This window comes from Streptomyces sp. NPDC059534 (assembly GCF_042743475.1).
Lineage (GTDB): Bacteria > Actinomycetota > Actinomycetes > Streptomycetales > Streptomycetaceae > Streptomyces.
Map to the genome: position 1 here is coordinate 136593 of NZ_JBHWAQ010000025.1, position 11620 is coordinate 148212.

The window sequence follows — 11620 nt, forward strand, 5'->3', positions numbered from 1 at the left end:
CCGATCGGCCCGATCGGCCGGCTCAGAGCTCGATCCAGCCCAGGGCGAGGGCGATCACCCCGGCGGCCGCCCCGAGGACGGAGAGCGCGCACATCACGGCCTCGCCCGGGGAGAACGGCCGCCGGTTCTGCTCGCGCCGGGCCTTGACGAACAGGAACGTGGACGGGGCGTAGAGGATGAAGGAGACGAGGACGAACTTGAGCCCGGCCGCGAACAGCAGGAACGCCGTGTACAGGGTGGCGACGACGGCGACGACCAGCTCCCGCCGGGTGCTCCGGCCCGCCGTCCCCGCCGCCTGCGGCCGGAGCGCGATCTTCACGGCGAAGGCGGCGGCCAGCAGGAACGGGATGAGACTCAGGGCGCTCGTCAGGTCGAGCGCGAAGTTGAACGCGTCGTCGGAGAAGGCCGTGACGACCAGGATGACCTGGCTGAGGGCCGTCGACAGCAGCAGCGCGGGGACCGGGACGTCGTCGCCGCTGGAGCGCCCCAGGAACCGGGGCATGTCCTTGTCCTTGGCCGCGACGAACAGCACCTCGGCGGCCATCAGCGTCCAGGCGAGATAGGCGCCGAGGACGGAGACGATCAGGCCGACGCTGACGAACACCTGCCCCCAGGTGCCGACGGCGGCCTCCAGGACGCCCGCCATGGACGGCTGGCGGAGTTCGGCGATCTCGCTCATCGGCATGATCCCGTACGACACGATCGTCACCGAGGCGAAGATCGCGAAGACGCTGAGGAAGCCCAGGATCGTGGCCCGTCCGACGTCCTCCCGCCGCTTCGCGTGCCGCGAGTACACGCTCGCGCCCTCGACCCCGAGGAAGACGAAGACGGTGGCGAGCATGGTCCCGCGGACCTGGTTGAACAGCGAGCCGGCGTAGTCGGCGCCCCTGAAGTTGTCCGCGAAGACCGACGGTTCGAGGTAGAACAGCGCCAGGATGATGAAGACCAGAATGGGGACGATCTTGGCGGCCGTCACGATCCGGTTGATCGCCGCCGCCTCCTTCACCCCCCGCCGGATCAGCAGGAAGAACCCCCACAGCCCCGCGGACGACAGCACGATGGCGAGCGCCGTGTCCCCGTCGCCCAGCGCCGGGGCGATCGCCCCGATCGTCGACATGATCAGCACCCAGTAGGTCACGTTCCCCACACAGGCGCTGGCCCAGTACCCGAAGGCCGAGAAGAAGCCGAGGTACTCCCCGAACCCCGCCTTCGCGTACGCGTACACACCGGCGTCCAGGTCCGGCCGCCGTACCGCCAGCGTCTGGAACACGAACGCGAGCATCAACATGCCCACCCCCGCGACCGTCCACGCGATCAGCGCCCCCGCCACGCCCGTCTCCTGCGCGAACCGCCGTGGCAGCGAGAACACCCCCGCCCCCACCATCGACCCGACCACCATCGCGGTCAGCGTCACGAACGTCAGCTTCGCCGTCGGCGCCACTCCGCTCCCCTTGGCCTCGGTACCGGCGTCTGCGTGGGCCATGGGCTACCTCGTACCTCGCGCTCGAACCCCGTCAATTCCAGGAAGCACCCCCCGACCCACCCCCTCCCACGGAAATCTAATCCGCTCCACCCCTTTTGTCCTGATATCCCCCACCCCTCACCCCATCAGCCCCTCCCACTGGCACCCCCCGCCCCCTGCCGCCCCCTGCCCCACCCCGGACACGCCAACGGCCCCCCGTTCCATCGGAACGAGGGGCCGTCGATTGGTGCCCCCGGCAGGATTCGAACCTGCGACACCCGCTTTAGGAGTTCGCCCTGTGTCTGACGTGGGGTTCCTGGGGGCGCGAGGGCATTGCACTGGGAGGGCTTAGACGTTTGCCGTCGTGCGTCGACGTTGCCGTCAACCTCTGCCGTCAGAGGGCGGCTGCGTCCTGGGTAAAGGAGCAGAAGGCTACCGCCGCGTCATCTCCTGCCTTGTAGCGGGGCCAGCGCTGACCATAGGGATCAGTCGCTTCCACGTCGCGAATCGTGCGAATGAGGGTGGCCGGCCCACTCTGCCTGAGTTGAGAGAGCAGCGCTTCCCAGGTCGCCATCTGATATTCGGTCACCAGTCGCGAGACGCCGTCGGACATGACGGCCGCCGATCGCACGTCAGCAGCCGCAACGGTGCCAGTCAGCGCGTGCGAGGCGGCGTCAGGTGCCGCTGCGGCCACCCAGTAACCCTCTGGGGTGTTCCGGATCTCCCTCTGCGCAGCCACGAGCCTGGCGACGCTGGCACGGTGCTCCGGAGTGCCTGTCTGGAGGCGTTCCGTCTCGGCGCGCAGGTCCTGGCACACCTCATCCACCCGCAGGTCTGTCAGCACCGTGATCCCGTCGGCGCCCTCCAGGACGACGGGCGAATCTGCGAGCACGAGATGGTCGAAGTATCCGGAACGCTCCCGAAGGATGGCCACAGTCGCGGAGGGGGTTCCAGGGTTCTTGAGGTCGCATTCTGGATGGAGTCGTGCGACTTTCTCCAAGGCTTCGGCCAGCCCATCCGAGAGCAAACGGTCGCCTGCCGCCAGCGCTGCCATCATGTGGCCGCCAAGCTGGGCGACGTACCAGGGCACGCCGTGGCGGCATCCGGTGTCCAGACCCGCAGTGCTGAGGCCGTCCAGGACTAGGGCGAGGGAGGGGGTCGCCCCCACCCAGTCTTCGTTCGGCGCCAACCCCCCAGGTTCTGTTGCAACGCTGACGTACATGTCACGCCTCGTGTCGGTAGATCGGGCTGACTCGGGTGCTCTCCAAGATTTCAAGCGTCTTGGGGTCGTAGCGGCATGAAATCAGCGTGGAGAATCGATGGGTGCGGACGTCTCGATACAGCTCGGCCAGGTGGTTTTCGAGGTAATGAATCACTCCGTTCGCCCCGATCGAGTGGATACCTGCGACGTAGATGAACGTCCCCTTGCCATCTAGGCGCGGCAGGCGGGCTAGGTATCCGACATCTCCCGCTGAACCGTCCTCGTCCATCGGTGATCGGTAGGTCTCCTGCGACTTCAGGTCGACCAGATGCCAAGCCCGGTCCTTCTGGAACCGAAGGTTGTCGTCACCTTCCAGGACCTGAGCGATGATCGGTGAGAGGCGGGGGCCGCAGACCACCACATGGTTATCGCGGTTGAGGTTCACGATTCCCGTCGGTGGAATCACCTCGTACTGAGCTTCCAGCTTCAGCGTCGCGAGAAGCTTCCGCAGATGCTCGAAGTTCCCCAGGTCTTCACGGGCAACGACCTCGCCCGCCTCCTCCGGAGACTTGCCTGCTTCGTACTTGCCGCCGAGTGAAATTGTCATGAGGTCGGTGCCGAAGAAGGCGCGCTCGGGGGGTGGCCCTTGGGCGGCCAACTGGCCGACTCGACCGCGACTCACGCCGAGCAGCGTCGCGATCTCCGACTGGGACATGCCGGCGGCCGAGGCTTCCTCGATCGCTTCGCGTCGGATGCGGGACAACTCGGTAACTCGGCCCTGGTAGTCGGCCATCAGGGCGATCGCCGCCTTGGCTCGCTCTACAGGCACCTCTACCTGAGTAACCCGCTGGATCTCCTCGTGCACTTAAGCCTCCATGCCTAGGGGGTCTAGCAAGTGTATCGCTAGGGGGGCTTGACGGCTACGTGGGTCACTGCCTACCTTGGCTATCAGGTCAGCGCATAGACCCCCTAAGCGATAGATGCCAAGGGAGTCTATGCATGGTCTGACCTGCATGGATTGGCCGAGCGTGCCCGAACCTGGGCTGCTCTCGGAGAGCTCTGCCCCACACCAGCCGGAAGACCCGGGAAGGCGACGTTGTCGCACGCCGACGGGCTGGGTGGCCGTTCCTTGAGAACTGAACAGAGGGCGCACCGCAACCTGCACAGGGGGAGAGCGGCCGCCAGAACGGACATCCAACTCCGCAGCCAATCGGGCTGCGGCCGGTTGCCTCCTCCGCCCGTCCGGCCTTCGTTTCGCGGGGCGTCGTACGGGCGGAGTGGCAGGGAGCCGGAGTTCCTGGTTCTAACGGCGAGACCCCCCGGAGGTGCAACTCCGGGGGGTCGGTTCGGGCCGTTCCTGTGTGAGAGGAACACACCCAATGTTGTCCATCGCTGCACTTCAGGCCGTTGTTACGGTCAACCCGTCCGTCGGTGAGCCGTCGGACGCGGAGCTGGACGCGATCGAGTGGGAGATGCCGCTGATTCTGGCGGAGGTCGACCTGCTCGACGCGGAGATCGTGACGCTCGACCGTCCGGCCACGATGCTGGACGAGCGGCGTGTCCGCCGGGCCCGTAACCGGGTGTTGGCGGAGCGCCGGGACCTGACCAACCGCGCCGGCCTGGCGCGGGCGGGCGGTGTCGCGTGAGCAGGCTGACCGACCTCAACGGCGACGCGACCGGGCTGCTGGCCGCGATCGTGGAAGCCCTGGACATCCCGATCCCCGCGATCGACCGGGCCGACGAGCGGGAGCACTACCGCTTGCTGGAGCGCCGCGCGACGGACGTGCTGATCGGGCTCTCGGCCCTGCTGAGGCACCCCGGCGCCGGGGCCCTGGAGGACACCGCTCGGCACATCCGCCGCTTCACGGCACACACCCCCGTCACCTACACCCCCTTCACCTTCGAGACCTCGGAGGGCAAGCGGTGAGCGCCGCCGGCCGGGAGCTGAGCAAGCTTCAGAAGGGCGTGCTGGGGGCGGCGTTCGTGCCGATGCTCGCCACGGGCGGCGCCGGAGGGTACGGCACCTACACCAACATCAAGGCCGCCTACGGTCCCGGTACGGCCGTGGGCGCGGTCGCGGCCGGCGAGGGTGCGACCGGCGTCCTGGCGATCGTGCTGCTCGGCCTGACCCTGCTGGGCCAGTCCTCGCCCCGGGTGATCCGGGCGGGGCTGTGGGCTCTTCCCGCCGCCGCGGCGGCCATGTCCGCCACGGCCGCCACCACCCCGGGCGAGATGGTCATCTACGCCCTGACCCCCATGGGCATGACCGCCTCCGCAGAGGGCGCCGCGTTCCTCGCCCGCCGGATCGTCGTCTACCGCGACGGACGCGACGCCGAGGCCGAAGCGCACGCCGCCGCGATCGTCCAAGCCCTCGCCTATCACCGGGCCCGCGCCGCCAACCACCCCGACAAAGAGGTCCGCAAGAAGTCGGAACTGAAGTCGTGGAAGCTGGCCCGGAAAGTCGGCGCGGGGGACATCGAGCTGGGGGATCGGCTGCTCGACGTCCAGCGGCAGCGGGTCGCCACCGGTGCGGATGCCGCCCTCGCCGACATGTTCGGCGTCCCCACCGCCCCCGCCCTGCCCACCGGATCGGTCGACGAACCGGTCGAGTTGGTGGTGGAGCTGGAGGTAGACCGGTCTACCCGACCGATCCACCCAATGAATGCGGAGGAATCGGATCAGATCAGTATGGAACGGTCTACCTCTGACCAGCCCGTACCGGCTCTCGAACCTGTTCCGGTCGACCCCGGGCCGATCGGTCGGGAAGAGCCCACCCGGGCGGTGTCCGGGGAGTCGACTGGTCGGGCGATGGCCCGGTCGGTCGCGGCCGAGGAAGCCCCCCGCCGGCGGGCGACCGGTCGGGTGCCGGAGGTCGCGAAGTCGACCCGCCCGCGCCGCACGAAGGATGAGTTGCTGGCTGAGGCTCGGCAGTTGACCGAGTCGTGGGCGGTCGATCAGTTGACCGCCGACGGCATCCGCAAGGCGCTTCGGACCTCTCCGGAGAAGGGCCGGTGGCTGCGCGACACCCTCAAGGGCGAGCGCGGTGAGACGTCGTGAGCACGCTCCCCGTCTACCGGTGGCGCTTCGCCCCGGAGGGCCTAGCCACCTTCCGACAGCTCCGGGCGGCGGGTCTGCGGCCGGCCGGTCAGCCGGTCGTCGCTCAGCTCGAACGCCCCCGCCGCCGACGCGAACCGCTGATTGCGTTCCTCTACCGCATCGACCGGGCCCGGCCGGTCCGTCCGATGACCCCGGCCCGTTGGGCGGCCCTAGAACGGGCGAACGCGGCGCGGCGGGTCTGCCCGGAGTGCGGGCGGGACGCCGGGTACCGGATCCCGGCCTCGCTCGGCATGTGCACCCCTTGCGCCTACCCCGACACCGCCGCCGTCTGAGCGGCCACGAGAGGACGTGAGTCCCGTGAACCACCTTCCCGAGCCGGTCCGGGTCGTGCAGCTCCCGGACGGCACCTACACCTACGCCGACAATCTCCCTGCCCCGCAGGGCACGTTCAGCGGCCCGCAGGTGGTCCATCAGCACATCCACCAGGCGCCGCCGGACCGCACCGTCCAGCGGATCGCGCTCGGCTCTGGCATCGGGGCCGGCACGGTCGCCGCCTGCGTCTACTTCGGCCCCCTGCTCGTCGGCGCGCTGACCGCGATCGCCGCGAACCTGGCCCTGCTCGCGTTCCTGGCCGCCGTCATGGCCTGGGGCGTCGTGAGTGTCGTCAAGTCGGTCGGCGGCCCGGACGGTAGAGCGGCCGCGAAGACCCTGGCCAAGACGCGCAAGCGCCGCCGCTGACGGCTGCCTGCGATTCCCGTCCTTTGCGGGGGTCGTGGGGAGTCGGGACAGCCCCGGCCCCGGAAGGGACCGTGTCGTGGCCAGCAAGAGCAACGAGAACGAGCAGAAGACCCCGCCGCTGACCGCCGGTGAGAAGGCGCAGGTCGGCTGGTACGTCGCCCGTATGTGCAAGCGCGGGATCGCCGGAGAGTCCGTCTACCAGGGAGACCTGGAGGCCAAGGTCGAGCGCGTCATCGACCGCGCCCGTAAGCGCGCCGAGAAGAACGCGAAGTAGCTGTGCCCCGGGGCGGCCGACAGCCGCCAAGCACCCGACCGCCCCGGGCCCATTCCCTCCACCCTTTCGAGCAGCAGGAGAACCCCAGCATGACCGACAACGTGGTCCCCCTGTTCAAGGACCCGACCATCCAAGAGCCCACCACCCCCGCCACCGTGCCGCTCACGGTGGTGCCCGACCCCGCCCACAAGCCCCGCCCGTTACGGGTGTTCGTCCGCACCTCCCGCGCCGTGACCGGCGTGGTCAAGCACGAGCGGACCCGCCAGGCCGCCCGCCTCACCGTCCGCCACGGCGCCTACGTCCTGGGCGGCACCCGTGTCACGGCCCGCCGCGCGTGGGACGGCCGCACCGGCGCCCGCTACGAGCGTCTCCTCCGCGCGGCGGAAGCCGCGGGGAACTACGAGGCCGCCGGCGAGTGGGAGGAGCGACTGCACCGCTTCCGCACCGAGCGGCACAAGCGGCGCATGGACCTGCTCACCGCCCCGCAGGACGCCGCCAAGAGCGCCGCGATCGGCGCGGCCGGCGGCATCGGCGGACTGATCGCCATCGGCATCGCCCTGGCCATCGCCACCAAGGACCCGTCGGATGTCTTCACGCCGCTGATGGCCCTGATCGAGCTGATCCGGCTGCTTGTCTTCCTCGTCCAGTTGGTGTGGGGCCCGCTGATGGTCGTCGGGCCGTTTCTCGCGCTCGCCGGACTCTGGGCCGTCGGACGCCAGCGGGCCACCGCCCCGCAGTGGGCTCTTCCGGTCAACCAGCGGTCCGACGACGCCGGAGCGCCGATCACCCCGTCCATCGTGGTCACCGCCCTGCGCGACCTCGGCATCGCCCCGCTGCGCAAGGCCATCAAGGACATGGGCGACGCCGGCGCCGCGATGCTGGGGCCGATCCGGATCGCCGGATGCGGCGTGGAGGTCGACGTCACCCTCCCCTCCGGCGTCTCCACCGAGGAGGTGCGGGGGCGGCGCAAGAAGCTCGCGGAGAACCTCAACCGGCACGAGCACGAAGTCTTCATCACCATCCCCGAGGCCGCCCGCACGGTGCGGCTGTGGATCGCCGACTCCGGCGCCCTGGACGAGCCCATCGCCCCCTCCCCGCTCGTCACGGACGAGACGATGAGCGCCGACTACGCCAAGGGCCGCGCCCCCTGGGGCCAGGACCTGCGCGGGGACGCCGCCGAACTGAGCCTGTACCAGCGACACCTGCTGATCACGGGCAAGTCCAACCAGGGCAAGACCGCCTCCGTGCGCGCCCTGGCGCTGTGGCTGGCGCTGGACCGCCGGGTGGAGTTCCGGATCGCCGACCTCAAGGGCGTGGGCGACTGGGGGATGTTCGATGGCATCGCCACCGTGCTGATCCAGGGCCCGACCGACGACCACGTCATCGACGCCACCGAGATGGTCGAAGCCGTGGTGGCGGAGATGGAACGACGTATCCAGGCTCCGCCCGGCACCAAGTTCACGCCGCTGATCTGCCTGGTGGACGAGGCGCAGGTGGCGTTCATGTGCCCGGCGGTCGGTGAGGGCAAGGACAAGCGGCCCTACGGCGGCACCAAGGCCACCAGCCGCTACTTCCAGTCCGTCCGCAAGATTCACAACCAGGGCCGGGCCGTGGACGTGCTGATGTGGCAGGGCACGCAGGACCCCACGAACGAGAACCTGCCCAAGCTCGTCCGCGAGGGCGCCCACACCCGCATCTCCCTCGTCCTGGGCACCGAGTCCCAAGCCCGCATGGCCCTGGGCGACAACGCCGTCGAAGGCGGCGCCGCCCCCCACATGCTGCGCCAGGGGCTCGACAAGGGCACCGTCGTGGTCGCTTCCGACGGCATCAAGATCCCGGCCGGACAGCCGTCGATCACCGTCCGCACCCACTTCATCGACGACGCCGCCGCCACGGCCGTCGCGGAGCGCGCCAAGAACCTGCGCGACGGGGTGACCACCCTGACGGCCGTCGAGCCCTCGGAGACGGTCGTGGATGCGCTCGCCGACATCGACCGGGTCCTGGGGGATGAGTCGAAGATGCTCACCCAGGAAGTCCTGCGCCGCCTCGCCGCGCTGAATCCGGGCGAGTACCGCGAGTGGACGTTCTCCAACCTCCGTCAGGTCCTGGAGGCGGCCGGCGCCCCGCCCCGCAAGAGCGACGGGCGCATGGTCGTCGACTCTCTCCGGGTCGCCGACGCGCTCGGCCGACGGGCCGCCGAGACAGCGGAATCCGCCGCCGAGTGACAGGGAGGCGGCAGGGAGGCAGGGAGAACTCCCTGACCACCTCCCTGACCCGCCTCCCTGGCCCTGATCAGCACAAACACCCATCCAGGGAGCCAGGGAGGCACCCCAGCTCAGGGCCCTGAAAGGGCCCCTGGGAGCCCTCCCGGGTAGCCGTCTGCCTCCCTCCCTGACCCTTCACACCAGCCGAACGGAGAACAACCCCGTGGCCGTCAGCCTCTCGCTCGTCGCCCTCTTCGGACTCGTCCTGTTCTTCCTCCTGCGCTCCCGCACCCTGGGCCCCGGCGCCGCGTTCACCGCCGCCGGATTCGGCTTCTTCCTCGCCTCCACCGGCGCCGCCAAGCCGATCAACCAGCTCACCGAATCGCTCATCCAGGCCGTCTCCCAGCTCTGACCCATGGGTCACCTGGACTGGGGCGACGCTCGGCACTTCGACCGCACCCAGGACCGACCCTGCTGCCTGTGCGGCCGACCGACCCCCATGCGGTCCCACGCCGGTGAGGTTGTCCACAAGGTGTGCGCGGAAGCCTGGAACGCCACCTGTACCGACGAGCCCCGCCGCTACACCGTCGCGACCAAGGCCAAGCCGCAGCAGCACGACGTCGGCACCTGGCGCTTCCACAACGACGGGCCCGTCACCGACAAACGCGCACCGATCCTCGGCCAGGTCATCACCACCAACTCCCTGCACCCCGCCACCCGAGAAATCGAGGGCCCGGGGCAGGAGCAACGCGGCCTGTTCGCCGCATGACAGCACGAAGGGCGGCCCGCCATCTCGCCAAAGACCGGGCCGCCCTCACCCAGCACGCCAACAACGAACTGGAGACATCCAGCATGACCCAACCCACCCTCATCCGGCGAGAGCGCACCGCCCGGCCGTTACTGCTGGACCTGTTCTGCTGCGCCGGCGGCGCCGGGACGGGCTACCGCCGCGCCGGATTCGACGTCGTCGGCGTCGACATCCGCCCCCGCCCCAACTACCCCTTCACCTTCGTCCAGGCGGACGCCCTGGCCTACCTCTCCGCGCTGATCGCGTCCGGGGAGATCGAGCGGTACGCCTTCATCCACTCCTCCCCGCCCTGCCAGGCCGGATGCGCGCTGACCGTCGGCACCAACCAGTCGAAGGGATGGGGTGGCACCCACGTCGACCTGGTCCCGCCCACCCGCGCACTGCTGGACGCGTCCGGGCTGCCGTACGTGATCGAGCAGCCCAACGGCAAGGCCGAGATCCGCAAGGACCTCACCCTGTGCGGCGAACAGTTCGGGCTCGGCGTGCTGCGGCACCGGAACTTCGAGTTGGGCCGTTGGAGTGTCACCCCGCCGGTGCACGTCCCCCACCGGGGCCGAGTGCGGGGGTGGCGGCACGGGGAGTTCTTCGACGGCCCCTACGTCGCCGCCTACGGCAACGGCGGCGGAAAGCCCAGCGTCCCCGAGCTTCAGGCCGCCATGGGCATCACCTGGACCGACGTCCGCGAGGAACTCACCGAGGCCATCCCCCCGGCCTACACTCACTGGATCGGCGCCCAGTTCCACGCGCAGGTTCGAGCGGAGGTGCCGGCATGACGTCCCTGCCTTCGCCCCTCGGCACCGCGCTGCACCTCGCCGCCGGTGGACTGCCCGTCCTGCCCCTGCGTCCCGGGAAGATGCCGTTCGGCAACTGCCCCGCCTGCGCGCAGAACGCATGCGGCGGCCGACCGAACATGAAGACCCCCGGCCCCTGCGCCTGCCCCCGGCCGTGCCACGCCTGGGCCGCCGCCACCACCGACCCCGCCGTCGTCGCCTCCCCGGCCTGGACGGCTGCGTGGTGGCACGCGGAGGCCGTCGCCTATCACCCGGGCGGTGCCGGGGTGACCGTCGTCGACCTGGACCACCAGGGCGCCGTCGACTGGGCCCGCCGGACCCTCCCGCCCACCCGGACCGTCGCCACCACCCGGGGCGAGCACTGGATCTACTCCGGCACCCTCCGGTCGGTCAACGGCGTGCGCGACGGCGTGGACCTGAAGTCCTCCATGTCCTACGCACGCTGGCTCGGCCCCGGCACCGGCACCCTGACCACGCTGCCGGATACCGTCCGCGCGCTCGCCGAGAAGACCCCGCCCAGCGCCCGGCCCGCGCCCCGCACGGTCTCCGTGCCCGCGCCCGCCAGCGGCGGGGCGTGCCCGCACCGGTCGCCCGCCTATCTGGAGCGCGGCATCGCCATGGCCGAGCAGCGGATCACCGACGCGGCCGGCGCCATCCACACCACCGTCTACCGGACGTTCCTGGCGGTGTTGTCCGCGCATGGTCGGTGCGGCTGCCTCACCGAGGCCCACATCGCTCGCCTCTTCTCCGTCGCGCACGCCAGGGGCGAATCCGACCGGCACTGCACGGAGGCGTGGTCCAACGCCCAGTCCGCTTTGGGGATGTGACATGTCCGAGGACGAGAAGACCCCGGCCCGCGAAGTCATCACCGACTACGCGCAGAGCCATTTCCGGTACTTCCGCACCGTGGACGGTGCCGTCTACGCCCAGCGCAACGGCCACCCCGTCGCCCGCCCGATCCGATCGCAGGGCACGTCCGGCAGCCACCGTCAGGAACTCATGGTCGGCCTGTTCCGCGACGGCCACGGCGTCTTCAACGGAACCGCCTTGAAGGAGGCACTCGACTTGATCGAAGCGCTCGCGCT

At 70.1% G+C, this 11620-nt stretch carries 14 protein-coding genes and 1 pseudogene; 12 read left to right on the forward strand and 3 right to left on the reverse strand.

What is annotated here, in order from left to right:
• Positions 1-22: 22 nt before the first annotated feature.
• The 3 genes from ACFVZH_RS27515 to ACFVZH_RS27525 all read right to left on the reverse strand — a co-directional run bounded on the left by ACFVZH_RS27515 (position 23) and on the right by ACFVZH_RS27525 (position 3528).
• A complete protein-coding gene (locus tag ACFVZH_RS27515) occupies positions 23-1483 on the reverse strand; it encodes a basic amino acid/polyamine antiporter (RefSeq protein ID WP_384901280.1) in 1461 nt (486 codons plus the stop codon).
• 373 nt (positions 1484-1856) lie between these two features.
• The gene (locus ACFVZH_RS27520) at positions 1857-2552 is read right to left on the reverse strand and encodes a hypothetical protein (RefSeq protein WP_384901282.1); all 696 of its coding nucleotides are present in this window, start codon (positions 2550-2552) and stop codon (positions 1857-1859) included.
• A 133-nt stretch (positions 2553-2685) separates the two neighbouring features.
• Entirely contained in the window at positions 2686-3528 is an 843-nt protein-coding gene (locus tag ACFVZH_RS27525) for a sigma-70 family RNA polymerase sigma factor (protein ID WP_384901284.1), read from the reverse strand.
• 514 nt (positions 3529-4042) lie between these two features.
• Between ACFVZH_RS27525 and ACFVZH_RS27530 the strand changes: the two genes are divergently transcribed.
• The 12 genes and pseudogenes from ACFVZH_RS27530 to ACFVZH_RS27585 form a co-directional block, all read left to right on the forward strand.
• The gene (locus ACFVZH_RS27530; protein WP_384901286.1) at positions 4043-4309 is read left to right on the forward strand and encodes a DUF6284 family protein; all 267 of its coding nucleotides are present in this window, start codon (positions 4043-4045) and stop codon (positions 4307-4309) included.
• Entirely contained in the window at positions 4306-4590 is a 285-nt protein-coding gene (locus ACFVZH_RS27535) for a hypothetical protein (protein ID WP_384900380.1), read from the forward strand. Before ACFVZH_RS27530 ends, ACFVZH_RS27535 begins: the two co-directional genes overlap by 4 nt.
• 62 nt (positions 4591-4652) lie before the next feature.
• Positions 4653-5720 carry a conjugal transfer protein gene (locus ACFVZH_RS27540; protein ID WP_384901313.1) on the forward strand — a complete coding sequence of 356 codons (1068 nt, stop codon included), beginning with the start codon at positions 4653-4655 and terminating at the stop codon, positions 5718-5720.
• The gene (locus ACFVZH_RS27545) at positions 5717-6052 is read left to right on the forward strand and encodes an RRQRL motif-containing zinc-binding protein (protein WP_384901288.1); all 336 of its coding nucleotides are present in this window, start codon (positions 5717-5719) and stop codon (positions 6050-6052) included. Before ACFVZH_RS27540 ends, ACFVZH_RS27545 begins: the two co-directional genes overlap by 4 nt.
• A gap of 25 nt (positions 6053-6077) precedes the next feature.
• Positions 6078-6458, forward strand: a complete 381-nt coding sequence (locus tag ACFVZH_RS27550; RefSeq protein ID WP_384901289.1) for a DUF6251 family protein — start codon at positions 6078-6080, stop codon at positions 6456-6458.
• Positions 6459-6534: 76 nt separating this feature from the next.
• Positions 6535-6732, forward strand: a complete 198-nt coding sequence (locus ACFVZH_RS27555) for a DUF6257 family protein (RefSeq protein ID WP_384901291.1) — start codon at positions 6535-6537, stop codon at positions 6730-6732.
• A gap of 89 nt (positions 6733-6821) precedes the next feature.
• Positions 6822-8957 carry an FtsK/SpoIIIE domain-containing protein gene (locus ACFVZH_RS27560; RefSeq protein ID WP_384901294.1) on the forward strand — a complete coding sequence of 712 codons (2136 nt, stop codon included), beginning with the start codon at positions 6822-6824 and terminating at the stop codon, positions 8955-8957.
• A 202-nt stretch (positions 8958-9159) separates the two neighbouring features.
• Positions 9160-9348: a hypothetical protein gene (locus tag ACFVZH_RS27565; RefSeq protein WP_384901296.1), complete on the forward strand. Its 189-nt coding sequence runs from the start codon at positions 9160-9162 to the stop codon at positions 9346-9348.
• Between the two features lie 3 nt (positions 9349-9351).
• Entirely contained in the window at positions 9352-9705 is a 354-nt protein-coding gene (locus ACFVZH_RS27570) for a hypothetical protein (protein ID WP_384901298.1), read from the forward strand.
• Between the two features lie 83 nt (positions 9706-9788).
• Positions 9789-10517 carry a DNA methylase gene (locus ACFVZH_RS27575; RefSeq protein ID WP_384901315.1) on the forward strand — a complete coding sequence of 243 codons (729 nt, stop codon included), beginning with the start codon at positions 9789-9791 and terminating at the stop codon, positions 10515-10517.
• Positions 10514-11362, forward strand: a complete 849-nt coding sequence (locus ACFVZH_RS27580; RefSeq protein WP_384901300.1) for a bifunctional DNA primase/polymerase — start codon at positions 10514-10516, stop codon at positions 11360-11362. Before ACFVZH_RS27575 ends, ACFVZH_RS27580 begins: the two co-directional genes overlap by 4 nt.
• Before the next feature lies 1 nt (position 11363).
• Positions 11364-11620, forward strand: a pseudogene (locus ACFVZH_RS27585) (ATP-binding protein); the annotation flags it as partial.

Excerpts from the sequence above, each read along its gene's own strand:
- ACFVZH_RS27515 (WP_384901280.1), bottom strand. The coding sequence starts at position 1,483 with ATGGCCCACGCAGACGCCGGTACCGAGGCCAAGGGGAGCGGAGTGGCG.
- ACFVZH_RS27530 (WP_384901286.1), top strand. The coding sequence starts at position 4,043 with ATGTTGTCCATCGCTGCACTTCAGGCCGTTGTTACGGTCAACCCGTCC.
- ACFVZH_RS27540 (WP_384901313.1), top strand. The coding sequence starts at position 4,653 with ATGCTCGCCACGGGCGGCGCCGGAGGGTACGGCACCTACACCAACATC.
- ACFVZH_RS27560 (WP_384901294.1), top strand. The coding sequence starts at position 6,822 with ATGACCGACAACGTGGTCCCCCTGTTCAAGGACCCGACCATCCAAGAG.
- ACFVZH_RS27570 (WP_384901298.1), top strand. The coding sequence starts at position 9,352 with ATGGGTCACCTGGACTGGGGCGACGCTCGGCACTTCGACCGCACCCAG.
- ACFVZH_RS27575 (WP_384901315.1), top strand. The coding sequence starts at position 9,789 with ATGACCCAACCCACCCTCATCCGGCGAGAGCGCACCGCCCGGCCGTTA.
- ACFVZH_RS27580 (WP_384901300.1), top strand. The coding sequence starts at position 10,514 with ATGACGTCCCTGCCTTCGCCCCTCGGCACCGCGCTGCACCTCGCCGCC.